This is a genomic window from Nitrosospira briensis (assembly GCF_900115125.1).
Taxonomy (GTDB): domain Bacteria; phylum Pseudomonadota; class Gammaproteobacteria; order Burkholderiales; family Nitrosomonadaceae; genus Nitrosospira; species Nitrosospira briensis_A.
This window is the reverse complement of the sequence record NZ_FOVJ01000001.1, coordinates 468,091-491,991: the sequence shown is the minus strand read 5'-3', so window position 1 is coordinate 491,991 and position 23,901 is coordinate 468,091. Positions and strand designations below refer to the sequence as shown.

Here is a 23,901-nt window from a genome sequence, read left to right as displayed (position 1 = left end):
CGCTGTCTTTGGCGCCCATTTCTCTATTACCTGCCATTTGGTCTATATTTAGCTTGCAGCTTCTTAAAGCGTTGCACACCAAAAGATAATGCGGAAAGTCAAATATAATCGCACCCAACGGAGGTTTACATGAACCTGCTTAAAGGAGGTCTTTTCGTAATGGCGTGTTCAGTCGCGGCTGGATTCAACCAATCCGCGATTGCATCGGAGGGGACAGCTTTTCTCGATTGGAGCCAGCTTCAAGTATCTGTTACCGGCGCTGGCGGGTCGACCCCAACAGTGATATTAACTGATCAAATCACAAACCTGACCTCGTCTGCCTCAATACCCGGCCGAACGTCGGTAAACGATAGTACATCGCTACTTGGCTGGACATCGCCCGAGGAAACTCATGCCCGGACAGGAAATACATTTTCCAACACGCTGTCGTCCCAGCAGTTTCTCTCGGGAAATGTGGAAGCGACTCGGGAGCCCACGGAACCCGAGCATGCGCATCATCCGGCAGAGGCGTTATCCCAGGGAAGCCGAAGTGCGGATTTTTCGCTGGATGGCCCAGGTGTCCTTACAGTGTCCGTTCCTTATACGCTCAGCATTGCTGGCGGGCGGCCTTTCAGTTTCTTCGACGCCATTTCCGCCAGTGTGAGTGGAAAATCATCATTTAATGATTCCATAAATAACGATGTCGTTTTTTCGCTGACTTCTTTTGAGGAAGGCTCCTCTCCCGGGACACAATCCGGAAACTTGCTAATCGATATTGTTGCCGGGACAGCGGGTACAGGAACGTTCGAGCTAGGGTTTACCCTCTCCTCTCAAGCTCCGGTTATCCCGATTCCCGAGCCGGAATCATACGCCATGCTGCTGGCTGGCTTAGGTTTAATCAGTGCAATCATCCGGCGGAAAAGCATGACAAACGTTGGACGGCTTGGCTGACATTCAGAGCGGGCGCTCAATTGGAGATATTGATGCGGCCTCTTGCAGAGGCCGCTTTCTTACTGTGCTTTACCTTAAGGTACTAAAGGAAAAAGAACGAGTAGCGCGCCTAAAACTACTAAAATCAACTGATCTGATCCACTAGCCAGGCAGTTTCAGCAACCCTGTCTTCCGTATTAGAATTACTGACATGAGTGCAACTTCGCCCCCTATAGATTTTTCAGCCTCCTCCGTTGAGGTGGCTCGTTCCCTCATTGGCGCAACTTTGTTGATGGACGGGGTTGGAGGCCGTATTGTAGAGACAGAAGCTTACGACCATGCTGACCCTGCTTCCCATAGTTTCCCGGGCCCCAACCGGCGTAACAGGGTAATGTTCGGTCCGCCCTGCCGCGCCTATATCTACCGTTCTTATGGAATCCATTGGTGCCTCAACTTCGTCTGCCGCCCGGACGGGCATGGCGCGGGTGTATTGATTCGCGCGATCGAGCCGCTTGCCGGATTGGATGCCATGCGTGCCCGACGCGGACTAGACGATGCGCGCCTCCTTTGTTCTGGACCCGGACGAGTCTGTCAGGCTCTCGGCATCACGGATAAGCATAGCGGTAAACCGATCGATGCGCCGCCATTTCAACTCATACCGCCCACGGAACGGGCTGATGTCGTGGCGGGACCCCGCATCGGGATTTCCAAGGCAAAAGATATCCCTTGGCGTTTCGGGCTTGCCGGGTCCCGCTTCCTGAGCCGTCCATTTCGTTAAAAAGTCACCCGGGGGCGGCTGGTGAAGGCTTAAAACGCGTTTCCCCCACCCTTGCTCCAACATGAATTTGCGAGCAGTGCCGAGCCACAGCACTTACCGCCCTCCACGATCGTCCGGATTACCGTAACGCCCTATAGCCTCCCTTTCCAATTCATGCGAGCCGCTAAGGTAGAGCTTCGACATGATATTTCGCTTGTGTGTTTTTACAGTAGATTCGGCCAACTCAAGCTCGAAAGCAAGTTGTTTGGTAGTCTTCCATTCAGAGATAAGCCGTAACACCTTTTCTTCCGTCGGCGTCAAGGGGTCCAGTTCCTGTTGGGTCGGCCTGGGCAATTTCACGTCCAGGTAAATGCTGCCTTCCATGACTATGCCGATCGCTGATCTGATTTTTCCGATATCCGAACCTTTGAGCAAATAGCCGCGCGCACCTGCCCGTAAAGCCCGGCGCACGAACTCAACATGTTTCTCGTCACTGAAAATCAAGATGGCTGGATTCTCGATACCGGCACTGAACTCCTTGGTAAGTTCAATGCCATTGGTCGAAGATTGCAGACGGATATCCATTATTACCAGGTCAATTTTACGGTTTTTCACATGGAATCGCGCCTCCTCCGCATTTCCGGCCTCAGCAACCACACTAAATGTGGGCGTGGCTTCGAGCACCTGGCGTAGTCCATGGATGACTATTGGAAGATCATCCACGATCATGATTCTGACAATCGATTCTTCTGTCATAAAATTAGGTTAATTGGATCAGGTAAGGGGAATAATGGCAAGCACAGTTGTACCGCTGGATGATGATTTGATTTCCAATCTTCCACCGACAGACTCCGCGCGCAGTTCCATATTACGTAGACCGAAACCGCGGTCTGGATCACCCTGGACACGATCTACATCAAAGCCTCTCCCGTCGTCCTCGATAGTGAGCCTGGCCTCGCGCGAATCGCATTTCAATTGCACCGCCACATTCGCAGCAGCCGCGTGCCGTACGATATTATGCAATGCTGTTTGCGCAACCCGGAACAGGGATGTTTTGAAGGTGATTGGCAGGTGCTCTATTTCACCTACCGCAGAGAACTCGATCGCTGTCGAGCCGCGCCTCATATTTACGGCAAGCCGATTCATTGCTTCCACCAAGCCGAGACGCTCAAGATCGATAGGAATAATATCGCGTATGACACGGTCAAGCTCTTCCAGTGTATCCATTACGAGATCCGTTGCTTCCTTGAAAACGTTTTGTGGCGGGAACGCTTGCCGAATTTTTCCATGCAATCTTTCAATACCAACCTCAACTTTCATCTTGATGACCACAAGCATGGGTTTAATACCGTCATGCAGATCGCTTCCGATTCTCGAACGCTCTTCCTCCTGGGCATGGATAAACCGCTGCGCGAGCCCGCGTAGTTTTTTTTCCGCCACCCCGAGCCTGGCATCCGCTTCGTCACGCTTTCTGATATTCAGCATCAATCCCCATACTATCGCCGCCACACTCAGGAACGCGATAACCATAATCCAGAGCATTGTGTCAAAGATATTGGCCGAAACCTGGAAGTCGACCTTGGCCAGGGCGGCATCGACATCGTCCAGATAGACGCCTGTCCCCAATACCCAGTTCCAGTCTTTCAAAACAACCACGTAGGCGCGTTTGCGCTCGGAAACGCTGCGCTGGCTGGAAGGCTTTCTCCACATATAATCTTCAAAGCCGCCCCCTTTGATGGCACGGCTGACCAGTTTCTGAATAGCGGGATCGCCATTGTCATCCCTCAGATCCCAGAGATTTTTACCGACCAGTTCCGGTTGGCGTGCGTGCATCAGCACCTCGCCGTCGAGGTTGAACAGGAAGAAGTAACCATCTGGGCCGTAATTCAGCCCGGCCAGAATGGCTTTTGCCTCCTTTATCGCAGCGGCATCTTTTCGACCTGAATCGTAAAGGTGAGCAATGGACTGCTCGGCCAGGGCAACGTAACTTTTCAGCTCGGTGTCTCTAGTAGCTCTGTACGCCTTCTCGATGGTCGCATGCTGCAATTGTCCCAATAACGTCGCCTGATACTGCACTGTGAATGCAATCGCAAAGAGCGCCAGCAAGAGCGGCGCAATTGCGTACAGGATGATTTTATTTTGTAAGTTCATGAGAGTGACTATACGGAGCAGTTCGTGGACTGGCCTCATCCAAAAGTTTAGTCCGGTTCGTCTTTACGCCGTTGTGCAAATAACCGCCCTGTTGATAATTTATCCACCGGCAAAAGCAATTCATATGTGGCAGAGAAAAATCTTGCACCGCATAAATGAATGTCTATCGGGATGCTTTTTTTTAACGCGACTTCGGGAGAATGAAATGGACATGCGTGATGATACAACGATGAAAGAGGCGATTTTCCTGGGCCCGACTTCAGTCAAACCAGGAGTACCTTCTTTTGGTAAAAAAATGATGCACTGGTTGACGATATGCGGGATTACAGGCGTCATTATATTTTATATAACTCAATCCTTGACGCAGGAACCGGGCTTGTCTTTTTTCGTCTCCGCCCTGGCGTCGGTTTCTATAGTGGGAAGCATTTGGAGTCACTGGATAGCAACGACTCGGCACGAACAGCGCGTCGCCTTCATCGATGCGTACCAGTTCCCCGCCCGGGTCAAAGAGCGAGTCGGATGGCATTATCCCCACTTGTCAGATGACCAGTTGTCGTTGATTATGCAGGGGCTCCGGCAATACCTTCAGTTTTGCAATACATCAATTCGCGAAACCGTCTCGATGCCATCGCGGGCAGTCGATATAGCCTGGCATGAATTCATTCTATTCACCCGGGATTACAACCAATTTTGCGAACGTGGAATAGGCCGCTTTCTGCATCATCTGCCGGCGGGGGGAACAGTCTCGCCGGGCATGATCGAGGATGGGTTGAGAAAAGCATGGCTTCTCGCTTGCGAATGGGAAGGAATCGATCAAAAGTCGCCTTGCAGGCTGCCTTTTCTGTTTGCGATCGATGCGGCACTGAATATTCCAGATGGCTTTCCGCACTCACTCGATAATGACTACGCTACCAAAGGCGGCACAGCTTGCGGTGGCGGGGGCTGCGGCGGATGTGGAGGCGGCTGTTAAGAGCCGCGTCGCGGCAAGAGCTGATGGGGCTCAGGCTGGTCAATCTTCTGAAACCCTCGTCATCACGAAGCGGTGAAGCGGTGAACCGGTGGGCGGTCCACCTGAGCAATTGCCCGGATTCAGGTTAAAAGTACCGTGGATGAAGATCATGATTCGCCAGTAAAATACGTATAAACGAAAATGTATCCATGACTGACAGCCATGTTTCCGCAAGTCCGGGTAGGCGGTAAGCGGGCAAACGGATAGCAGCAAGCCATCAGTGCAGGGTAAAAAACTATTTGGGAGAAAGAATGAGTAGCCTAACCAGTAAACTCGGCTGGACCGTGTTTGCCACCGTCGGCGCCGTTGCATTCGCCGTAATCGCCTTGCAGCGGGGCGAGCCCATCGGCGCCATCTGGATCGTCATCGCCACTGTCTGTGTCTATACCATTGCCTATCGCTTCTATAGCCAGTTCATTGCCAGCCGCGTGTTGCGCCTGGATCCGACCCGCATGACGCCGGCCTACAAGTTCAACGACGGCCTGGACTACGTGCCCACCAATAAATATGTATTGTTCGGGCATCACTTCGCCGCGATTGCTGGCGCCGGTCCTCTTGTCGGCCCAATACTTGCCGCACAGATGGGTTACATGCCGGGCATGCTCTGGCTCCTCGCTGGTGTGGTCTTTGCCGGCGCAGTGCAGGATTTCATTGTGCTATTCATTTCCACCCGGCGGGACGGACGCTCTTTGGGTGATCTGATCAAATCCGAACTGGGGCAGATACCCGGCATGATCGCGCTGTTTGGCACCTTCTTCATCATGCTGATCCTATTGGCGGTGCTGGCGTTGATCGTGGTCAAAGCACTCGCCGAGTCTCCCTGGGGAACCTTCACCGTCGCCGCCACCATTCCTATCGCCTTGTTCATGGGGGTCTACGCGCGCTATCTCCGCCCGGGCTCTATTGGCGAAGTTTCCCTGATCGGCTTTGTATTATTGATGCTGGCTATCGTCGGCGGACAATACGTGCAGGAAATCCCGGCGCTCGCGGCCCTGTTTACCCTGACCGGCGAGCAGTTGACCTGGCTGCTGGTCGGCTACGGCTTCATCGCTTCCGTCTTGCCGGTCTGGCTATTGCTGGCGCCCCGCGACTATTTGTCCACCTTCCTGAAAATCGGCACCATTGTCGGTCTGGCGGTCGGCGTCATATTCGTGTCGCCGGAACTCAAAATGCCGGCCTTTACGCAGTTTGTAGATGGCTCCGGCCCAGTCTGGTCGGGCAGCCTGTTCCCTTTCCTGTTCATTACGATCGCGTGTGGGGCGGTATCCGGTTTCCATTCGCTCATATCATCCGGCACGACGCCCAAAATGATCAGGAACGAGCGTGACGCGCGTTTCATCGGCTACGGTGCCATGCTGATGGAATCATTTGTTGCCGTCATGGCGCTGGTTGCGGCGTCCATCATCGAGCCGGGCGTCTACTTCGCCATGAACAGCCCGGCTGCGATCATAGGCAGCACAGCGGAGTCCGCAACTCAAGCCATATCGCAATGGGGCTTTTATGTCACCCCGGAAATGATCACTCAAACAGCGAGCGACGTGGGAGAGCACACCATCATTTCACGTACCGGGGGCGCGCCAACCCTCGCCGTAGGCATGGCCCAAATTCTATCGAATGTGGTTGGCGGCCGAAGCATGATGGCTTTCTGGTATCACTTCGCAATTCTGTTCGAGGCGCTCTTCATCCTCACGGCGGTCGACGCGGGCACCCGCGCCGGACGCTTCATGCTGCAGGATTTGCTGGGCACATTTATCCCATCCATGAAGCGCACCGATTCCCTGGTTGCCAGCCTGATCGCTACCGCTATTTGCGTAGCCGGCTGGGGCTATTTTCTGTACCAGGGGGTGGTTGATCCACTGGGAGGTATTAACACTTTATGGCCATTGTTCGGCATTTCCAATCAGATGCTGGCGGGTATTGCGCTGATCCTCTGCACGGGCGTATTGTTCAAGATGAAGCACGACCGTTTTGCCTGGGTCACGATCATGCCAGCCATATGGGTGCTCGTTTGCACGCTGACCGCCGCGTGGCAGAAGATATTTGACGCCAATCCGCGCATCGGCTTTCTGACGCATGCCAACAAATATAAGGAAGCAGTCGCGGACGGCATGGTCCTCGCTCCGGCCAAATCCCTTGGCCAGATGCAACAGGTGATTCTTAATGATTATGTGAATGCGTCGCTGTCCGCCCTGTTCATGCTGGTACTGATCAGTGTACTGGTGTTTGGCGTCAGGGCAGTGCTGCGCGCCCGCGCTCTGGGCGCGCCGAGCGCAAAAGAGGCGCCGTTTGAATTACTGCCTGTTGAAGCAGCGTCAAGGACGGGATAAATGGAAGGTGGATCGTGTTGACTAAAATTGCCAGAATGAGGCGCTATTTGGGGCAGAGCATGCGGTTGATGGTCGGCGTGCCCGAATACAGCACTTACGTGGACCACATGAGACGCACCCATCCTGGTCAACCTGTCATGTCTTATGAGGAATTCTTCAGAGAGCGACAGGAAGCACGGTATGGCGGCAAGGGAAAGATCACCCGCTGCTGCTGACCAAACATGAGGGGATCGGTGATTTCGGTTCACTTCCAATACTTCTTTCCATCCTGAACTCCTGCCGCAGCGTGTCTTTGCCTGAAAAATGGCGCCCGCCATTACAACTATTACCCATGACCCTTGCAAAGGCCATGGGTGAAATGCTGAATTTACTCTTTCCCGGAGAAAACTCAAAAATTGGCAATCGCAGTCACGCGGAAGATGCGCGGCGCGCCGGGCAAAATGTTGTTGTTGTTGTGCGCGGACGCAATATAGTCCACGTTGGCGATGTTTTCGATATTTGCCTGGACACGCAACGTTCTGTTTAGCCGGACGAACATTGCTGCATCCAGTCGCGTAAAGCCCGGTAAAAGCACGGTGTTGTCGAGTGCGGCGTACATGCTGCTGCGATGAATCACCCCAAGCCCGAGTCCCAGAAACGGCGTGAAATCGTAGCGGTTCCACATGGAAACGGTATGCTTCGGAACCTGCGCCACGACCGCGCCAGCCTGTGCATTGCTGATCGTGCGAGTAATCTCGGCATCGGTATAGGCATAGCCCCCCATGACACTCCATTGCGGGGTTATGCGACCCATCAAGCCTACCTCTGCTCCTCTGGCTCGCTGGCCATCGACCAGCGTTGTTCGGGTAGGATCGTTGGGAACCGGGGCAATTACGTTGCTGCGATCAAGTTGATATAACGCGGCGGTAAGCGAGAGATCGGGGCGGATATCCCATTTCGCCCCCAGCTCCAGGTTCATGAAACTCTCCGGTTTAAGGGCCGCGTTGGTTAGTGACAGTGAGGTAAGCTGGTCACCAGCCCGGGGCACGTAAGACAGGCTATAGTTGCCATAAACAGACATCGTTTCGATTGGCTTATAAATCAGCCCCACCCTTGGCGAAATCAATCCATCGTTGGTATGGAGTAGTTGGCCAGTGTTGTGGTTGCGAAATTTTAAATCGAAATTATCGTAGCGTATACCCAGCACAGCCTTAAGCTTGGGATGGAGCGTGACCTGATCCTGCAAATATATCCCTACCACTTCAACTACGCCGTGATTATTGGCGGTGGCAGAACCCCCACTAGCGTCGCCGGTTGGATCGGGCCGGAATGTCAGAGGAATGAGGCTAAGCGGATTGAGAAACGCTACGCTTGAAGTTCTGCCGGAACTCGTAAAATTGTTATTAAAATAGCCGTTATTGCGGAAATTATCCGTAACCTGGCGGCCATACTCCACACCACCCATGAGTTCATGCTTTATCGATCCTGTATCCAGGGCATACAGGAAATCGGTCTGATTGAAAATATTTTCGCGCTGCGTCGCATCGTTATAGGCCTGGACATTTACCCGTCCGGAGGCATCCTGAGCCGTGGCGGGTCCGCTGGCAAATACGTTCTGATAAAACTTGTCGTAATTGGCGTAACGCGTACGGTTACGCACCTTGAGATTGTTTTCGAAAGCGTGCTCGATCAGCGAGTTCAACGCCCCGACATCCGTATGGGTCGGGCTGTTGGCTGCATTTCCAAAAAAAGTCGATCGATGCGTATCCGCGGGGCGGCCGGAATCCACAACACCGGACATGGTTCCGAAGGAGGGTATGCCGCGATCCGCAATACGGTTGTCGGTAAAGTATTCTCCGCTCAGAACAATCTTTGTTTGTCCGGTGGGCTTGATGGTGAGAGTGGGATTGACGCCGCCCCGCTCCAGTTCAACGCCGTTACGGTAGCTGTTCGAGTGTTCGTACATCGCGTTGAGACGGAAAGCCACCACGTCGTTGATCGGCTGGCCGATATCCACCGCGATACGCTTATGGCTAAAGGACCCATACTGTGCCGAGATTTCACGAATCGGGGTCCAGCCTGCTTCCTTGGTGACACGGTTGATCACGCCACCCGCGCCCCCCCGCCCAAAAATCATTCCGTTGGACCCTTTTAGGACCTCAACCCGATCAATATTGTAGAGATCGCGGAAGTACTGGACGTCATCGCGCAATCCGTCGACATAAAAATCTCCCGTGGAATTGTTACCGCGAAAAATCACCGCATCACGATTACCTTCTCCTTGAGAGATGCCCACACCCGGAACATAGCGCACCACGTCGGCCATATTCTGCATGGTCTGGTCCCTGATCATCTCCTGCGTAACAACGGTGATGGACTGAGGCACATCCCGCAACGGAGTATCGGTTCTGGTTGCACTGAAACTTTTCATGGCCATATAACCGTCCGTCGAACCGGTTATCGTGCTCGCCGATACTTTAATGGGAGGTAACGTTGCCGGCGGGTCAGCGACTGCGGCAGAAGACTTCCTTACCACATACCCATCGGCCTGCTGCACCGCGTGTAGCTCGCTGCCAGCCAATAAACGCTCCAGCCCGTCCCGCACAGAAAATTTGCCTTTCAGACCTTGAGTCTTGGCGTCTTTCACCTCAGCTGGAGCAAAAGAAATCGTAATCCCTGTCTGCTGTGCAAAACGGTTAAGCGCCTCCTCCAGCGAACCCTCGGGAATGTTATAGGTAAGCTCGGATACCTGAGCGACGAGGACGGATTCCGCAAAAACGGCTTGAGACAGGGCCATCGAGCTTAATCCAAAGCCGATCAGCGCATAACGTACAGCCACTGTGATGGAGGACAGGGGCAAGTTGCGTGTTATTCCCTCGAAACCCGCTGCACTGTCTGAAATGGTGCGTTCTACATTTTTATTTTTCATAGCCAGCATTCTCCGGAAAAAACGGATAAAGAAATTGGCTGGCTTGCCCAGGATGGGCTGGCTGGCTATGAAACCGCTGGTTCAGGCGCTGTGTTCTGCCATACCAGCGGCAATGGATACGTTGTATTCTGCCTTTTCAATCAACGCCAGAATACGGCATGTTGCTTTGAATTTTTTTATAATTTTACTGAATGATAACCTTTGTATCCTATTTCAAATATAAGAAAAAAGCAATAATCTCAGCAGGGATATACTTGCTGCTCCAATGGCGTCACGGGGAGGAGGGTTCGCTACGGGCAGACTTAGAGGCAGATTCAACTAACGCTAGCCACTGAAATGATAAGACCTTGTCTCTATTTAGAGACATCCAAATCGGTTTTATTTTCAGTGAGTTATAGCTCAGCAGGAAAAATCCTTTGTCGCCCGGAAGCGACAGTAGATATATGTGCCGTCCGGCTTATCCACAATAAGTTTCTGTTTATTAACACTAAATTGTTATCCCTGATTCGGCACGATAAATGCTTGCCTACTTATGCCGTGTATTCTCCAGCCTCATCTCGGACATCACACTCCTGATCCGTGGGATATATGGCATACAGAAGGCGATTTAAAAACGGAAGCATAGCTAATCATTAGGAGAAAAGAAATGAATAAAATGTCTAAGGTAGTTATAGCCGCATTAGCCTTTGGAGGCTCTATCTCCACCGCATCCGCCGCAGGCGTTATTACCGATGTAACCGCTAGCGGGGGAGGAACGTTCAACCTCATTAGTAACACCACCGATCCCAACGTACTTGATCTTTCCAAAACCTTTAACAGCCTTGACCCTATGGTCCTGACTTTCACGGTCGGACACATTGACGGCGATCCGGGCAACCCCTATACCGTGACCGAGGCAATCACCAACAACACCGGTCAGTCATGGGTCGATTTTCACTTCAGTATTCAGGAACCGGACCAGGGGCAGGGGGTGGTGTTCACCGAACACAACAATTCTACACTTTCCAGCTTCACCCTTGATCCAGAGCCATCAACGGGCTCGCGTAACCTCAACTTTACCGGAAATCTGGCGAATGACGGGATAGCCAATGCATCCTTTATGCTGAGCCCATTCGACCCGGGTGCCGGAAATACCACAACGTTCACCTTGACACAGGTTCCGACTATCCCTGAACCGGAAACCTACGCCATGCTGCTCGCGGGACTGGGTTTGATGGGTGTTATCGCAAGACGCAGGAACAATAAGCAAAGTTAGTTAATCTGTATCAGCGGATGCACCCGCCCCCGCCCGATCCTGGGCGGGGTTTTTTTTCCCTTTGCCCTGTTTAACAACCCTCCGGGACTGTCATTCAGAATTCTACCCGGGCCACGGTCTTCACCATGACAGGAGCGCCGACGCCAAGCAGCCCATTGCCTGCGGTACTCCAGTAATTACTGTTGGTCGCATTATCCACTACCGCCTGGAACATGGTACGTTTACCTGCAATGCGAGTTGCATAGCGCGCACTCAAGGACAATATCACGTAATCATCCACAAAAGCCTGGTTTGCTGTGTTGACAGGCCGTCTGCCCACATAATAGACGCCGCTGCCAAGCGCGAGTCCAGGTATGAACGGCAACCGGTATTCCGCGAACACGCTCGCGGTACGCTCCGGCGTGTTGTCCGGTATCTTGCCGAAAGTCTCCGCATTGCCTCTATTCAACTGTTTCGCCTCCATGAACAAGGCCGACGCGATAAGCGACAGATTCTTCGTTATTTCCCCGGAGGCTGCCAGCTCAAAGCCGCTATATTGCGCCATGCCGTTCAGGACAAAGCGATTGGACGCGTCGACCGTAGTCGAGGCGCGCTTTATGTCAAAGTATGCGACCTGCAGCAATATCCCTTGGGCAACTATTGCCTTTACCCCGACTTCCTTTTGCTTTGACACGGCAGGCGCCAGAATCTCCCCGTTATTGGCGCGATTGGCCGGCGCCTGCCCGCTTTCCTCAACCCCTTCGATGTAACTTGCGTATATCGACACATTGTCGACGGGCTTATACATCAGCGACAGCGAAGGATTGATATTCTCCGCCTTGTAATGTGTGGTGGCCCCGACGCTCTCATAGAAGCTGCTGCGTACTCCCAGCATTGCCTGCAACCGGCCGCCAATAAGGATTCGATCCGATACATACAAGCCCCAGTCCGTTATTTTCGACCGATTTGGACCGAATGGCACGGTGGGTGAGCGCCTCGCGATATCAACCGGATTGAACAGATTCTGAGTGGTATCGAATGTTGATGAGGTGCGGGGGTCCTGGCTGCGTTCGTTACCGGTAAAGCCCAGCGATACCTCATGCGTGATGAACTGGCCCGGCAGCCGCCCGAATACTTCGGCCCGGATATTCTCGTTATCCCAACGCTGGCCACGGTTGAAAAAAGTGCGTAGCGTTCCCTCCCCCGTGCTGAGATCATAATTTTGAAATTGCGAGAAATTGCGGTCCCGTCTGGTCTGCGCCTTGCCTAACTCGAACAGCAGTCCCCAGTTGTCGCTTATGGCGTAATCGGCACGGAGCAGGAGGTTGGTGGCTTCCGCATCATATTTCTGCCATTCTCCAGCGAGATTACGACGGGCATTGGGAACAGGAGGCAGCGTTATCACGCCGTTGACCGCGGCAGGGGCCTGAATTGCTGCTTGCTCGGAAACCTCCTTGCGATAATGTTCCACATCGAACTTGAGGGAAAGCTTATCGTTGACCCGCCAGTCGAAGGCCCCCGACATCAGCGCACGGTGACCGGAAAAATTGTGGATACCGATATCTTCGCGCCCTGCTAGAAGATTGATGCGTGCCCCGAATTGCTGCTCACTGCCGAAACGCCGCCCCGCATCGATATGGGTATTCGCCCCACCATAGATATTCGCCATCACCGAGACATTCAGGATAGGATCCTTGCTGGCGCGCTTGGTCACCATATTAACGATGCCGGATGGAGGCACGAAACCATAATATAGCGATGAAGCGCCTTTGAGCACTTCAACGCGTTCCTTGTTTTCCATCGGAATATCGATCAGGTTGATGACCGGCAAGGAGCCATTGAGCCGGTAATTGCTGCGATTCTCTACCAGAATGCCCCGGATCGCGATATTGTCGTAGGTCGAACCATTCAACTGCGAACGTGTGACGCCGGCGGTATTGCGCAAGGCGCCGAACAGGCTGGTCGTCGCTTGCGCATCAAGCACCTCTCGAGTAATCACATTACTGGTTTGGGGTACATCGATCGGCGCCATATCACGGAATGTCCCGACCTGAACCGTGTCCGACTTGTAACTTCCCACCCGTTCGCCCGTCACGGTCACAGCTGGAAGCTTCTTGCTCGGCTCCGCCTGGTTTGGAGTCTGGGCATCTGCATGCCGAGTCCAGAATGCCAGTAATATACATACCGTTGCAACCGGTATGACGGAAAGATTTTCCCGCAGCGAGGGTTGCATCCGGCGCCATTCTGGCACCGAAATCTTATTTTTTTTATTTTTCACAGCATATACCCGGAAATGGGTAGTAAATCAACTGCCTTGCTCAAGATGGGCTGGCGAGTTCTCGAATAAAAATATGGCTGGCTTGCCCTGGATGGGCTGGCGGGCTAAAAAGCCGCTGGGAAAGGAGAACCCAGCAGCAACGGATAACTTATACCTGGTTTTTAAGCTGATTCAATATCTCTACTTGTATGCCATCAAGAGAGTACGCGTTCCAAATATTTTTTCGAAAGCATTACGTTACTCGTCTTTGGCAGGCCATCAATAATGATTCTCATTATACTTAATAAAGATGGAGACGCAAGGACTTTTAATGCCGATTTGGGGCAGTTTGCCATTCTCTAACCTGTTCCACCTAGACGGCTCTGCGAAAGGTCAGGTTTATACGATATCCGCCTGTCAAAGGATGGTAGCCTTGATTGAGCGGAAGCACGCCGTGATAACGCAATCTTGCGGGTCCGCCCCATACCATGACATCTCCATGAACCAGTCCCACTCGCTCGGGCTTGTCCTTCCGCCGCAGACCGCCCCACAGGAAAACGGCCGGAATGCCTAGCGAGACCGAGACGATGGGCGCATCGAACCCGCGTTCGTTCTTGTCCTGGTGCAATGTGAGGCGTGCCCCCGGTTCATATCGATTGACGAGGCAGGCATCGGGTTCGAAATTTTCGAAGCCAGCGCTGGCCGCAGCGTCCTGTGCAAGCTTCATGAACACGGGAGGCATACGGGGCCAGGGCTTGCCGCTTTCCGGATCGATCGCATCATAACGATATCCGGTATTATCCGATACCCAGCCACGGGTGCCGCAATTTGTCATCGCGACCGACATAAGGAAGCCACCCGGTGTGATCAAATGGCGGAACGGCGCATTCATTGTGATATGGGGCAATGCCTCGAAAATCGCTACCTCATGCGGAACCGCAAAACCGCGTAATATAGCTGCGCCTGGGCAGAGATCCTCTCGCCATTGCCCGGGTAGCGCTACATTCTGAAATAAATCTGATGTCGTGTAACTCATCGTTTTCAGTTTGCGTCGTGGAAAATAATGCCCAACGTGTGGCGATGTCCAGAGCGGAGACGGCTCACGCCGTGCCGTAGATTCACCCGGTACACTCCGCGTGTGCCCTGCACGGGCCGATGGTGCACGGCAAACAACACGCCATCTCCCTGTCTGAGGGGTACGACTTCGACGCGCGATTGCATGCGAGGCCGCTGTTCGGTCAACACGAATTCTCCCCCCGTGAAGTTCCGGGCCGGTTCGGACAGCAATATGGTGAGCTGGATCGGGAACACATGCTCCCCATACAAATCCTGATGCAGGCAGTTGTAATCACCGGGCCCGTATTGCAACAGCAGCGGAGTCGGGCGAAGCTGGCCTGCATCATGACAGCGTTTGATGAAATCCACATGTATTTCAGGATAGCGCACGGGAACGCCCATTGCCTCATTCCAACGGTTGGCAATCGGCGCCAGCCGGGGGTATATCGACGTTCGCAATTCCGAGATGACGACGGGAAGCGGATAGCTGAAATACTTGTATTCTCCCCGGCCGAAACCGTGGCGCTCCATCACGACGCGGCTGCGAAAAATCTCGTCTTTCGGGTAAAGCCCGGCCAAGGTATCGCATTCCTCAGGAGTAACAAGTTTTTTGATCACCGCGCACCCTTGCGTATCAAGGTCATCCGATACCTGCCCCCAATCAAACCCTTTCACTCGGTCGGTAATATACGAAAGCGATTGTGTTTCTCGTGCTTCCTTGGCCATCCTGTTCATGCCGACGGTTCCCCACCCGTTTCCGCACCCTCCTCTTTCTCAAGAAGGGCGCGCTTGCGCTCAACACCCCAGCGGTAGCCTGCCAGAGCGCCGTCATTGCGCACCACTCTATGACAAGGAATAGCAACCGCCAGCTTGTTTGCTGCGCATGCCTGCGCAACCGCCCGCACCGAGTTCGGCGAACCAATACGCCCGGCAATCTCGGTGTAGCTTGTGGTTTCACCTGCCGGGATCTCCCGAAGCGTCTTCCACACGCGCTGTTGGAACGCAGTCCCGCGCACATCCAGCGGCAGATCAAGACCGATACCCGGCGCCTCGACAAAGCCAACCACTCTGGCGACGAGTTGCTCGAAATCAGCATCGCCTCCGATCACATTGGCGCGGGGAAAGCTGTCCTGCAGGTCGCGCGCAAGCTTGTCCGGGTCATCACCGAGGAGGATGGCGCAAATACCGCGATCGCTTTGAGCTACAAGGATAGATCCCAAGGAGCATTCCCCAATGGCAAACCGGATTTCGATATCGGCCCCACCGGCTCGATAGTTGCTCGGCGTCATGCCCAGGATACTATTTGAATTCTCATAGAAACGGCTATTGGAGTTGTAGCCAGCGTCGAAAATAGCTGCCGTCACAGTGTTGCCACCGCCAAGCCCTTCGCGAACCTTTTTCTCGCGCTGCGCCGCCGCGTATTGCCTCGGCGTCAATCCGGTAAGCTGCTTGAACACGCGGTGGAAGTGATACGGGCTCATATCTGAACGGCTCGCCAGGTCTTCAAGCACAGGTGTGGTCTCGGATTCTTCTATGAGGCGGCAGGCCTGGGTGACTTTTGCCGCATACCGCTCGACCAACGGAGGCTGGTCCGGCCGGCAGCGTTTGCAGGGCCTGAAGCCTGCCTCCTCCGCTTCCTCGCGGGTCGTGTAAAAATAGACATTTTCCGGCCGCGCACGACGAGCCGCGCATGAAGGATGGCAGTACACGCCTGTCGTCTTGACTCCGCAATAAAACCTGCCGTCGAATTCATGGTCACGTGCCACGACGGCAGCCCAACGGGGATCATCGGTCGTTTCGGCAGCACGTCTTTCCTTTTTTGCCAACGTAATCATATTGTGCTCCCCTTAACAGTTTGCAGAGTTGGTAACGTTACCAATTTATCAACGTTAGCAATCTGCCGCACTCGGGGTCTTGCTTTTGAATTTTAATTTCGCTGATAGCTCGATAGACACCGTGATCGGCTCGGTAATCCATGCGTTCGTCCTCCACACTCAAACAACGCGCTCCTATAAAAATTATTGACTACTCTATCCGTCTTTAATTCTGTATCGCACTGCTCCACTGGTCAGCAATCATCGCCAAGCGCACAGGCGCTCATGGGCCAAAAACGGGTTCCTTTTGCTGCGACAAAAAAACAGTACGGCAAATTGCTTTTCACGCCTTATCATTTAGCTACTTCGACACTTGCTGTGTGGTGGTTCGCTGTGGAGCATTGAGAGCAAAACCTGCCGTACTGTAGCGCCTCTCAATCTACGGACGCTGAAAATGTGTATGTGCGGTATCGAACATATTCCTTGCTTGAAGATTGGCAAAATGCGCCCAATCCTGAAGCCCTGTGCTTTTTTTGACTGATTGTTTCTCACGGCCGGAAGAATTGTTATGAAGAAACTAAGATACCTTGACCTGTACGGTTACACGCAGGATGAGTTTGACCGCTGGTTGGAAAGCGGTATTAACAAAAAGCTTCGCTATGCGGGAAAGGCCAGGCGGGAACTGGACAGAGGCACTGTCTTTACGGTCTATAAAGATGAAACTCGCAAACTCCCTCGTCGCAGACTCCGGGAAATACGTATTGCCGCCTGATCTCCAGCATCTGGACCTTATAAGAGCAGTCTGTCGCACTGTCCGTAACGTTGCATCGGAGCAAAACTGCGTCGCCTAACTTGTTTTAACGGACTTCTGCCGCTTCGAAGCTTGAGGCAAGGGAGTAAACCCTTTCAAACCAGGCTTTTCAGGCAACGTCCAGCACAACCCGATAACGCGCCTTCCCCGCTGCAAGATGCTCGATCGCACCGTTCACCTTGCTCAGGGGGAAGTGCTCCACTTGCGGTGCGATATTGTGTCGAGCAGCAAAATCCAGCATGGTTGATATTGTCGCAGGTCCCCCTGTCGGCGATCCGGAAACACTTTTCTGCCCCATGATGAGGTCGAAAGCGGGAATTGACATGGGCTCGAGCACCGCGCCTACGACATGCATGCGGCCGTTCGGCTTCAATGTCTTGAGCAGCGAAGCCCAATCAAGCGATATATTTACCGTGATGAGCAGAAAATCAAGCGAATTGGCGGCCTGGAGAATTTCGGCGCTATCACGGCTTGACACTATGCGATGCGCCCCAAACTTCCGTGCTTCGTCAGCCTTCGATGGGTTCGACGTAAAAGCGGTTACTTCGCAGCCCCATGCATTGGCGAACTGAAGAGCGAGATGGCCGAGGCCGCCGATACCGACCACACCAACCCGGTCTGTTGGCTTGACCCCAAATGTAATCAGCGGCGCAAACGCAGTAACACCCCCGCACAGCAATGGGCCGGCGGAAGAAATATCGAGCGCATCAGGTAGCGGAATCGCCCACAACCAATGCGCGCGAATCCGGTCAGCAAAACCGCCGTGGTGCCCCACAATTGTCGGCGCTGCTTCCAGGCAGAGATTGTTATTGCCGGTCATGCACTCGTGGCAGTGCATGCAGCTATCGGCGTTCCAACCGACGCCTACTCGCTGACCAACCTGCAATCCCTTGACGTGATCCCCTGCTGCCACTACCTGGCCCACTGCCTCATGTCCTGGTATGACAGGATATCTGGATAACCCCCAGTCGTTGTTGAGAATGGAAATGTCGGAATGGCAGAGTCCGCAAAACTCGACAGCAATCTCCACCTCCTCAGGTCCAAGGAGACCGGCATCGTAGCTGAATGGTTCGAGTTTCCGTTTGGCGCCATGTGCTGCCCATCCCTGAATCTTCATTATTTATCCTCTTTAGTTGATGTGCGTCAACAATCTTACACAATTCGGTCTTTGTCAAAAACCTTTTATCCGGCTTGCACTCTGTGAAATATGGTCTAACTTGTTAAAGAAGGCCCAACTGCAGGCACTGCGTACACAATCGGAGCTGTCTATGCAAGATCGCACTTCCCGTTATTTCACTACCTTCAAGGCCGTCGGCACGATCGTGCTCATAGCCATCGCGCTGGCAATCATTTACGCAGCGGTGATTTCAATCAAAAACTGGACCGGCATCAGCGTCTAGAATTGCTGTCCTGAAACTCGTCTAAATAAAGAGGTGCCGACGATGACTAAACGACAGGGGCGGCTTTTTTTTATCATCTGCACATTCCTGACGGCAGCAGCGTTTATCGGCATGACGATCCACAGCCACAGCCGCTTTGCCGAACTCACCAATGAAGACAAGCTCACGCCAGCTGTCATTAGCGGCAAAGACATCTGGCACAAGAACAATTGCATCAACTGCCACACCCTTCTTGGCGAGGGTGGCTATTACGCGCCGGATCTTACCAAGATAACACAGCAGCGCGGCACACCTTACCTCACGGCGTTTCTGAAAGACCCGTCGCAGTTTTATTCTGAAGAAAAGCATCGGCGCCTGATGCCGAATCCCAATCTCGGCGATACGGAAATCAGCGATGTGATCGCGTTCCTGGACTGGGTCAGCCATATCGACAATCAGGGCTGGCCACCCCGGCCCATCATTGTTTCCGGCACAACGATTCCTGGCACGGATGTCGGTCAACCCGCAACACAGGCTTCGGTATCGTCAGATCCCGTCGCCCAGGGTGAAGCGTTATTCCGCTCCTCGCCGCCCGCGTGCAACGCCTGCCATTCGGTTGTGCCCGGCACGAACCTGGCGGGGCCGACGCTGGCAGGGCTTGTAACCCGTGCTACGGCAATTATTGCATCCCCCGAATACAAGGGCGAGGCGAAGACCCCCGCCGAGTATATTCGTGAATCGATTACCCATCCGAGCGCTTATCTGGTTCCGGGTGCAATGTACTCCGCCAATAACCAGTCCTTCATGCCCGACAATTTCATAACCGATCTCGAACCAGGGCAGATCGATAGCCTCGTTGCCTACCTCGAAACCCTGAAATAGGAGTTGCCATGCGCTACCGCTCACAGTCCGTCGCATACTGGTATTTTGCTGTCGCCATGTGCCTGTTCGGCTTGCAACTGGTATTCGGCCTGCTTTCCGCGAGCAAATACCTTGGGCCAGATCCGTTGCTGGACTTTCTTCCGTTCGACAAGACCAAGGCAATTCATACCAATCTACTGATCGTATGGGTGCTGACCGGTTTCATGGGAGCAACCTACTACGTGGTCCCGGAGGAATCACGAGGCGAAATTTACAGCATCAAATTAGCATATGCACAACTGGTCGCGTGGACACTGATGGGGGTGACCGCGATTGTGGGCTACATGTTCGGCTGGACGGCAGGCAACAAAATGCTGGAACAACCATTTCCATTGAAGATCGTGATTGTCGTTGTCATGCTGATGTTCCTGTTCAATATTCTGATGACGATCAAGCGCGCCGGGCGATGGACCGTCACCGAAGGCGTGCTGGTAGCGGGTCTTGTATTGGCGGCAGTGCTGTATCTGCCTGCGCTCATCGAATACGACAATTACACCGTCAGCATATTCTATCGATGGTGGACGATTCATCTCTGGGTTGAGGGGGTTTGGGAAATGATACAGGGCGGGCTGTTGGCATATTTGTTGATCCGCTTGTCCGGGGCCGACCGTGAAGTCATGGAAAAGTGGTTATACGTCATTGTCGGCCTTGTTTTCCTGGCGGGTATTCTGGGAACAGCCCATCATTACTACTGGGTAGGGGTGCCATACTACTGGCTTCCAATCGGAGGGTTGTTCAGTGCGCTGGAACCGCTGGCGTTACTTGGCATGGCGATGTACGCATATTTTGCGATGCGCCGCTCCGGGCTTTCTCATCCCAATTCGCTGGCGGTGCATTGGACCATCGGCAGTGCTGTATTTACGGTTTTTGGCGCGGGGCTGCTCGGCTTTGCTCACACGTGGCCCAGCGTCAACAAATGGACACATGGCACGCTGGTTACGGCGATGCACGGGCATGGCGCGTTCTACGGCGCCTACGCCATGATCGTCATGGCGATAATCAGCTACACTTTGCCGAGCCTCACTGAGAATCGCAAGGTGGAGGGCAACAACATTGGGTACTGGGCGTTCTGGATGCAGGTAATGGGCATGTTCGGGATGACTCTCTCCTTTGGCACCGCAGGGATAGGCCAGGTGTATCTGGAACGGATTCTGGGTTTGGGCTATCTTGATACGCAGCTCAAACTGCAGGTGCATTTTCTGATGCTGATCGCGACCGCGTCGGTTTTCGCTATCGGCGCCGCTTTTTTTATCTGGGATTTTTTCCGTAATGCGCCCAAATCCATCAGCGATTCGAGGATATCGGAGTTCGGCCCGGTGATTGACAGTAATAATGGAGGACTTCTTTATCAAAAGCGGTGATTGCGGAGAACAACTCGAGGGCGTCCGGTACCCGGATAGCGTTGAACCTTATTACCTTTCCGTAGGGGAGGAAGTCAGCGTTTTCGAGCAATGCCACCAGCGAAGCCTGGCCGTTATGCTGAAAGGCCCCACCGGATGCGGCAAAACGCGATTCGTTGAGCATATGGCTTGGCGTCTCAAACGCCCCCTGGTAGTCATATCCTGCCACGACGATTTATCGGCCGCTGATCTGGTCGGGCGTTTTTTAATCCACCATAACGGTACAGTGTGGCAGGATGGGCCCCTTACACGCGCGGTTCGCCTGGGGGCAATCTGCTATCTCGACGAAGTCGTCGAAGCGCGTGCGGACGCAGTTGTTGTCATTCATCCATTAACAGACTACCGCCGTGTTTTGCCGATCGACAAGACGGGGGAGTTGATAGAGGCCGCGCCCGGTTTTCAACTCGTGGTTTCTTACAATCCCGGTTACCAGCACGTATCGAAAGATCTCAAGCCGAGCACGCGCCAGCGATTTGTTGCTCTGGATTTCGATTTTCCCCCGCCGGAACGCGAGGCCGAAATCATAATTCATGAAAGCGGAGCGGAACGCGCGGTAGTGCACGACCTGGTTGGACTTGCGGGCCGCATTCGTGGTTTGGCAAACCGGGGACTGGCCGAAGTGCCAAGCCCTCGCCTGCTGGTGGCAACCGCGCGCCTCATTGCCAACGGCATCACACCGCAATTGGCCTGCTATGTAGGGCTTGTGTCTCCGCTAACTGATGATCCCGGCTTGACGGCGGCGATGCGCGATCTGGTGGATGCAATAATGGTGGAATAAGAGAACCGCCGCTTCGGCGAATAAATGGATTTTTGGGCCCTCGACCCCACCTCCCGCCTTTATGAATTCATTCTTGAAGTGCTCTTGAATTTCAATTGAACCGGCGCTGTATGTCAAATCATTAATCATGGCAGAGCCTGAAGAAATCATCATTGACGCAGCGCGTCATGCAACAGCGTTCATATCGCGCTTGTGGCATAGTGGCGATCCGCACAAGGACGATAACCCTGCGTTGACCGCCTATAAAAACCGCCTTGAATTGCTGCTTGCGGCGGTGCACGGATATGATATTCCGGTCCACGCAGCCCAACCACCTGCGTCTCCGTCGGCACTCTCGCGCCTCTTCGAGCGCACCCCTTTCCACCTCATGGAACCGTACGCACTGCCCGCTAACGATGCTACCCGAATTTTCCTGCCGATGCGGCTCCCATCCGACGGTCCGCCTCCACTGCAACTGTTCCGGATACTTGCCGTGCAGCAGGCGGCGCGAGCCCGGCGAAGAGTCTTGCATACGTATCCCGCAGAGAACGCATTTCCGGGGGATGGACTGGTGCAGGACCTTTTTTACATAAGTGAAGCCATAGCGGTTGATCATGCGCTCGCTCTCGAGCTTCCCGGGCTCACGCCAGACCTTATCGCCTTGCGCCGCGCTACCTTGCCCGACCGGCCGCAACCGCGGCTGCTGAATATGCCTGAACGTGCAATTGAAGAGCTTTATTGCCAGGTACTCCGCGCTCATCCGGCCAACATTCCATCTCCTCTGATTCTCGCACGGATACCGGGCGATTCAATTACGTGGGCAATCGCAACGGCGGAACAGATGTTGGCGGAAATCCCGGCCAGGATAGCAAGGAAAAAAATACGTCATCGCGGGATCCGCAAAGGCCTCTGGCTCGGCAGGACGCTTCCTGCGGTGGCGCAGCGGGGGTCGTGCAGCATCGAGCCCACTGCCGATGGACCAGATACGCTCCCTCGCCCGCAGCGCAATTCGCAGCTTGCGCGCAGCCCCGAAGTGCGGGAGAAAAAGATGGATGAAGACGATCGCTCCCAAGGCATGTGGATGCTGCAAATGGATGACCCGCAGCAACATGTGGAAGACCCGGCGGGGATGCAACGTCCTACCGATCGCGACGATAATGCCGACGCGGGAGACCTTGCCGATTCGTTATCCGAACTGCCCGAAGCCAGCCTTATCGCTTCTCCAAAACCTGCACAAGAGGTGTTGCTTTCCGAAAATCCGGTGAGCGGGCGCACTTTGCTACCCGCCGGCTCCAGGCGCACAATGGCCGGCATTCCCTATCCGGAATGGGATTTTCGCATCTCCGGCTACCGTGAACATGGCGCAGTTGTTCGACTTCGGTCGCCGCTTTTGGGCGAAGCAGCATGGGCCGAGTCCTTGCTTGCCAGGCACCGTGCCTTATTACGCGAGATTCAGCGTCGCTTCGAGGGCATGCAGCCGCGCCGCATCCGACGACGCCGACAGCCGGACGGAGATGACATCGACATTAGCGCCTACGTTAGCGCATATGCGGAGCAGCACGCTGGCCTGCCGCTACAGGATCGCTTGTACCAAACGGCAAGGCGTGCCCGCGGCGATATTGCCATAGCATTGCTGATCGATATCAGTGCCTCGACGGATGGCTGGGTTTCCAATGACTTACGCATCATCGATGTGGAAAAGGAAGCGCTGTTGCTGGTGCACCAGGCACTGATGGCTCTGGGCGACCCATTTTGCATTCAGGCGTTCTCGGGCGAGAGCGCACAAAATGTAGACTTGTGGACGCTAAAAGATTTCGATGAAACGGGCGGGAGCCTCGCACAACGCCGCATCGCCGCGCTGGAACCTCAGCGATACACGCGAGCCGGCGCGGCTATCCGTCATACGGCGTCCTTGCTCGCCACTTGCGCTGCCGAACATCGTTTGCTAATTTTGCTATCAGATGGCAAACCGAACGATGTCGATCAGTATGAAGGCCGATATGGCGTGGAAGATATGCGTCAAGCCGTTGCTGAAGCCGCACTTCAGTCTATCCACCCTTTTTGCATAACTGTCGATCGGCACGCGCCACAATACCTTGCAGGTATATTTGGACCTGGACGCTACGCTGTGCTACAACACGCTCAACTCCTGCCGGTCGTGCTGGTAGACATCCTCCGGAAATTAATAAGGGCATGAATCGGGTTTTACCC

General features: G+C 53.9%; 21 protein-coding genes. 13 read left to right on the top strand and 8 right to left on the bottom strand.

Going from position 1 to position 23,901, the window contains the following annotated elements; translation table 11 throughout:
* Positions 1–129: 129 nt before the first annotated feature.
* Both BMZ14_RS02200 and BMZ14_RS02195 read left to right on the top strand, forming a co-directional pair.
* Positions 130–930, top strand: coding sequence for a PEP-CTERM sorting domain-containing protein (locus BMZ14_RS02200; protein WP_074794104.1), 801 nt, complete (start codon positions 130–132; stop codon positions 928–930).
* Between the two features lie 190 nt (positions 931–1,120).
* Complete coding sequence (locus tag BMZ14_RS02195) at positions 1,121–1,687, top strand: DNA-3-methyladenine glycosylase (RefSeq protein ID WP_074794102.1); 567 nt, start codon at positions 1,121–1,123, stop codon at positions 1,685–1,687.
* A gap of 93 nt (positions 1,688–1,780) precedes the next feature.
* Here BMZ14_RS02195 and BMZ14_RS02190 read toward each other — a convergent pair whose 3' ends face one another.
* Both BMZ14_RS02190 and BMZ14_RS02185 read right to left on the bottom strand, forming a co-directional pair.
* Positions 1,781–2,422 (bottom strand): response regulator, encoded by a 642-nt coding sequence (locus BMZ14_RS02190; protein WP_074794100.1) that lies wholly within the window; start codon positions 2,420–2,422, stop codon positions 1,781–1,783.
* Positions 2,423–2,440: 18 nt separating this feature from the next.
* Positions 2,441–3,817, bottom strand: coding sequence for a cache domain-containing protein (locus BMZ14_RS02185; RefSeq protein ID WP_074794098.1), 1,377 nt, complete (start codon positions 3,815–3,817; stop codon positions 2,441–2,443).
* A 205-nt stretch (positions 3,818–4,022) separates the two neighbouring features.
* Between BMZ14_RS02185 and BMZ14_RS02180 the strand changes: the two genes are divergently transcribed.
* The 3 genes from BMZ14_RS02180 (at position 4,023) to BMZ14_RS02170 (ending at position 7,368) form a co-directional block, all read left to right on the top strand.
* Positions 4,023–4,787, top strand: coding sequence for a glycine-rich domain-containing protein (locus BMZ14_RS02180; protein ID WP_074794096.1), 765 nt, complete (start codon positions 4,023–4,025; stop codon positions 4,785–4,787).
* Positions 4,788–5,077: 290 nt separating this feature from the next.
* Positions 5,078–7,153, top strand: coding sequence for a carbon starvation CstA family protein (locus tag BMZ14_RS02175; protein ID WP_074794094.1), 2,076 nt, complete (start codon positions 5,078–5,080; stop codon positions 7,151–7,153).
* Positions 7,154–7,167: 14 nt separating this feature from the next.
* Positions 7,168–7,368 (top strand): YbdD/YjiX family protein, encoded by a 201-nt coding sequence (locus tag BMZ14_RS02170; RefSeq protein ID WP_074794092.1) that lies wholly within the window; start codon positions 7,168–7,170, stop codon positions 7,366–7,368.
* 173 nt (positions 7,369–7,541) lie between these two features.
* On the opposite strand, the gene BMZ14_RS02165 is transcribed toward BMZ14_RS02170, so the two are convergent.
* Positions 7,542–10,061 carry a TonB-dependent siderophore receptor gene (locus tag BMZ14_RS02165; RefSeq protein WP_256208321.1) on the bottom strand — a complete coding sequence of 840 codons (2,520 nt, stop codon included), beginning with the start codon at positions 10,059–10,061 and terminating at the stop codon, positions 7,542–7,544.
* A 646-nt stretch (positions 10,062–10,707) separates the two neighbouring features.
* On the opposite strand from BMZ14_RS02165, the gene BMZ14_RS02160 reads away from it, so the two are divergent.
* Positions 10,708–11,316 carry a PEP-CTERM sorting domain-containing protein gene (locus tag BMZ14_RS02160; protein WP_074794090.1) on the top strand — a complete coding sequence of 203 codons (609 nt, stop codon included), beginning with the start codon at positions 10,708–10,710 and terminating at the stop codon, positions 11,314–11,316.
* Positions 11,317–11,410: 94 nt separating this feature from the next.
* Here the strand turns inward: BMZ14_RS02160 and BMZ14_RS02155 are convergent, their stop codons facing one another.
* The gene (locus BMZ14_RS02155) at positions 11,411–13,528 is read right to left on the bottom strand and encodes a TonB-dependent siderophore receptor (RefSeq protein ID WP_074795462.1); all 2,118 of its coding nucleotides are present in this window, start codon (positions 13,526–13,528) and stop codon (positions 11,411–11,413) included.
* A 118-nt stretch (positions 13,529–13,646) separates the two neighbouring features.
* Between BMZ14_RS02155 and BMZ14_RS15215 the strand changes: the two genes are divergently transcribed.
* Positions 13,647–13,838: a hypothetical protein gene (locus tag BMZ14_RS15215; protein ID WP_074794088.1), complete on the top strand. Its 192-nt coding sequence runs from the start codon at positions 13,647–13,649 to the stop codon at positions 13,836–13,838.
* 87 nt (positions 13,839–13,925) lie between these two features.
* Here BMZ14_RS15215 and alkB read toward each other — a convergent pair whose 3' ends face one another.
* The 3 genes from alkB to ada are packed head-to-tail and all read right to left on the bottom strand — an operon-like array spanning position 13,926 to position 16,443.
* Positions 13,926–14,588, bottom strand: a complete 663-nt coding sequence (gene alkB / locus BMZ14_RS02145; RefSeq protein WP_074794086.1) for a DNA oxidative demethylase AlkB — start codon at positions 14,586–14,588, stop codon at positions 13,926–13,928.
* A gap of 5 nt (positions 14,589–14,593) precedes the next feature.
* Positions 14,594–15,343 (bottom strand): 2OG-Fe(II) oxygenase, encoded by a 750-nt coding sequence (locus BMZ14_RS02140; RefSeq protein ID WP_074794084.1) that lies wholly within the window; start codon positions 15,341–15,343, stop codon positions 14,594–14,596.
* Positions 15,340–16,443 (bottom strand): bifunctional DNA-binding transcriptional regulator/O6-methylguanine-DNA methyltransferase Ada, encoded by a 1,104-nt coding sequence (ada, locus tag BMZ14_RS02135; protein WP_074794082.1) that lies wholly within the window; start codon positions 16,441–16,443, stop codon positions 15,340–15,342. The genes BMZ14_RS02140 and ada overlap by 4 nt, the downstream gene beginning before the upstream one ends.
* A gap of 547 nt (positions 16,444–16,990) precedes the next feature.
* On the opposite strand from ada, the gene BMZ14_RS02130 reads away from it, so the two are divergent.
* On the top strand, positions 16,991–17,194 hold the full coding sequence (locus tag BMZ14_RS02130) for a hypothetical protein (protein WP_074794080.1): 204 nt from the start codon (positions 16,991–16,993) through the stop codon (positions 17,192–17,194).
* A gap of 148 nt (positions 17,195–17,342) precedes the next feature.
* On the opposite strand, the gene ahr is transcribed toward BMZ14_RS02130, so the two are convergent.
* Positions 17,343–18,350: an NADPH-dependent aldehyde reductase Ahr gene (gene ahr, locus BMZ14_RS02125; protein WP_074794078.1), complete on the bottom strand. Its 1,008-nt coding sequence runs from the start codon at positions 18,348–18,350 to the stop codon at positions 17,343–17,345.
* Between the two features lie 151 nt (positions 18,351–18,501).
* Between ahr and BMZ14_RS15340 the strand changes: the two genes are divergently transcribed.
* The 5 genes from BMZ14_RS15340 (at position 18,502) to BMZ14_RS02105 (ending at position 23,887) form a co-directional block, all read left to right on the top strand.
* Positions 18,502–18,633, top strand: coding sequence for a hypothetical protein (locus BMZ14_RS15340; RefSeq protein WP_256208320.1), 132 nt, complete (start codon positions 18,502–18,504; stop codon positions 18,631–18,633).
* 42 nt (positions 18,634–18,675) lie between these two features.
* On the top strand, positions 18,676–19,494 hold the full coding sequence (locus BMZ14_RS02120; protein WP_074794076.1) for a c-type cytochrome: 819 nt from the start codon (positions 18,676–18,678) through the stop codon (positions 19,492–19,494).
* Between the two features lie 8 nt (positions 19,495–19,502).
* Positions 19,503–20,894, top strand: coding sequence for a cbb3-type cytochrome c oxidase subunit I (locus tag BMZ14_RS02115; protein ID WP_074794074.1), 1,392 nt, complete (start codon positions 19,503–19,505; stop codon positions 20,892–20,894).
* Entirely contained in the window at positions 20,866–21,711 is an 846-nt protein-coding gene (locus BMZ14_RS02110; protein ID WP_074794072.1) for a CbbQ/NirQ/NorQ/GpvN family protein, read from the top strand. Before BMZ14_RS02115 ends, BMZ14_RS02110 begins: the two co-directional genes overlap by 29 nt.
* Before the next feature lie 127 nt (positions 21,712–21,838).
* On the top strand, positions 21,839–23,887 hold the full coding sequence (locus tag BMZ14_RS02105; RefSeq protein WP_074794070.1) for a nitric oxide reductase activation protein NorD: 2,049 nt from the start codon (positions 21,839–21,841) through the stop codon (positions 23,885–23,887).
* The last annotated feature ends 14 nt before the right edge of the window (positions 23,888–23,901 follow it).

Excerpts from the sequence above, each read along its gene's own strand:
- BMZ14_RS02160 (WP_074794090.1), top strand. The coding sequence starts at position 10,708 with ATGAATAAAATGTCTAAGGTAGTTATAGCCGCATTAGCCTTTGGAGGC.
- BMZ14_RS15340 (WP_256208320.1), top strand. The coding sequence starts at position 18,502 with ATGCAAGATCGCACTTCCCGTTATTTCACTACCTTCAAGGCCGTCGGC.
- BMZ14_RS02130 (WP_074794080.1), top strand. The coding sequence starts at position 16,991 with ATGAAGAAACTAAGATACCTTGACCTGTACGGTTACACGCAGGATGAG.
- ada (WP_074794082.1), bottom strand. The coding sequence starts at position 16,443 with ATGATTACGTTGGCAAAAAAGGAAAGACGTGCTGCCGAAACGACCGAT.
- BMZ14_RS02105 (WP_074794070.1), top strand. The coding sequence starts at position 21,839 with ATGGCAGAGCCTGAAGAAATCATCATTGACGCAGCGCGTCATGCAACA.
- BMZ14_RS02175 (WP_074794094.1), top strand. The coding sequence starts at position 5,078 with ATGAGTAGCCTAACCAGTAAACTCGGCTGGACCGTGTTTGCCACCGTC.
- BMZ14_RS15215 (WP_074794088.1), top strand. The coding sequence starts at position 13,647 with ATGGCTGGCTTGCCCTGGATGGGCTGGCGGGCTAAAAAGCCGCTGGGA.
- BMZ14_RS02155 (WP_074795462.1), bottom strand. The coding sequence starts at position 13,528 with ATGCAACCCTCGCTGCGGGAAAATCTTTCCGTCATACCGGTTGCAACG.
- BMZ14_RS02180 (WP_074794096.1), top strand. The coding sequence starts at position 4,023 with ATGGACATGCGTGATGATACAACGATGAAAGAGGCGATTTTCCTGGGC.
- BMZ14_RS02195 (WP_074794102.1), top strand. The coding sequence starts at position 1,121 with ATGAGTGCAACTTCGCCCCCTATAGATTTTTCAGCCTCCTCCGTTGAG.
- alkB (WP_074794086.1), bottom strand. The coding sequence starts at position 14,588 with ATGAGTTACACGACATCAGATTTATTTCAGAATGTAGCGCTACCCGGG.
- BMZ14_RS02115 (WP_074794074.1), top strand. The coding sequence starts at position 19,503 with ATGCGCTACCGCTCACAGTCCGTCGCATACTGGTATTTTGCTGTCGCC.
- BMZ14_RS02140 (WP_074794084.1), bottom strand. The coding sequence starts at position 15,343 with ATGAACAGGATGGCCAAGGAAGCACGAGAAACACAATCGCTTTCGTAT.
- BMZ14_RS02190 (WP_074794100.1), bottom strand. The coding sequence starts at position 2,422 with ATGACAGAAGAATCGATTGTCAGAATCATGATCGTGGATGATCTTCCA.
- ahr (WP_074794078.1), bottom strand. The coding sequence starts at position 18,350 with ATGAAGATTCAGGGATGGGCAGCACATGGCGCCAAACGGAAACTCGAA.
- BMZ14_RS02200 (WP_074794104.1), top strand. The coding sequence starts at position 130 with ATGAACCTGCTTAAAGGAGGTCTTTTCGTAATGGCGTGTTCAGTCGCG.
- BMZ14_RS02120 (WP_074794076.1), top strand. The coding sequence starts at position 18,676 with ATGACTAAACGACAGGGGCGGCTTTTTTTTATCATCTGCACATTCCTG.
- BMZ14_RS02165 (WP_256208321.1), bottom strand. The coding sequence starts at position 10,061 with ATGAAAAATAAAAATGTAGAACGCACCATTTCAGACAGTGCAGCGGGT.
- BMZ14_RS02110 (WP_074794072.1), top strand. The coding sequence starts at position 20,866 with ATGGAGGACTTCTTTATCAAAAGCGGTGATTGCGGAGAACAACTCGAG.
- BMZ14_RS02185 (WP_074794098.1), bottom strand. The coding sequence starts at position 3,817 with ATGAACTTACAAAATAAAATCATCCTGTACGCAATTGCGCCGCTCTTG.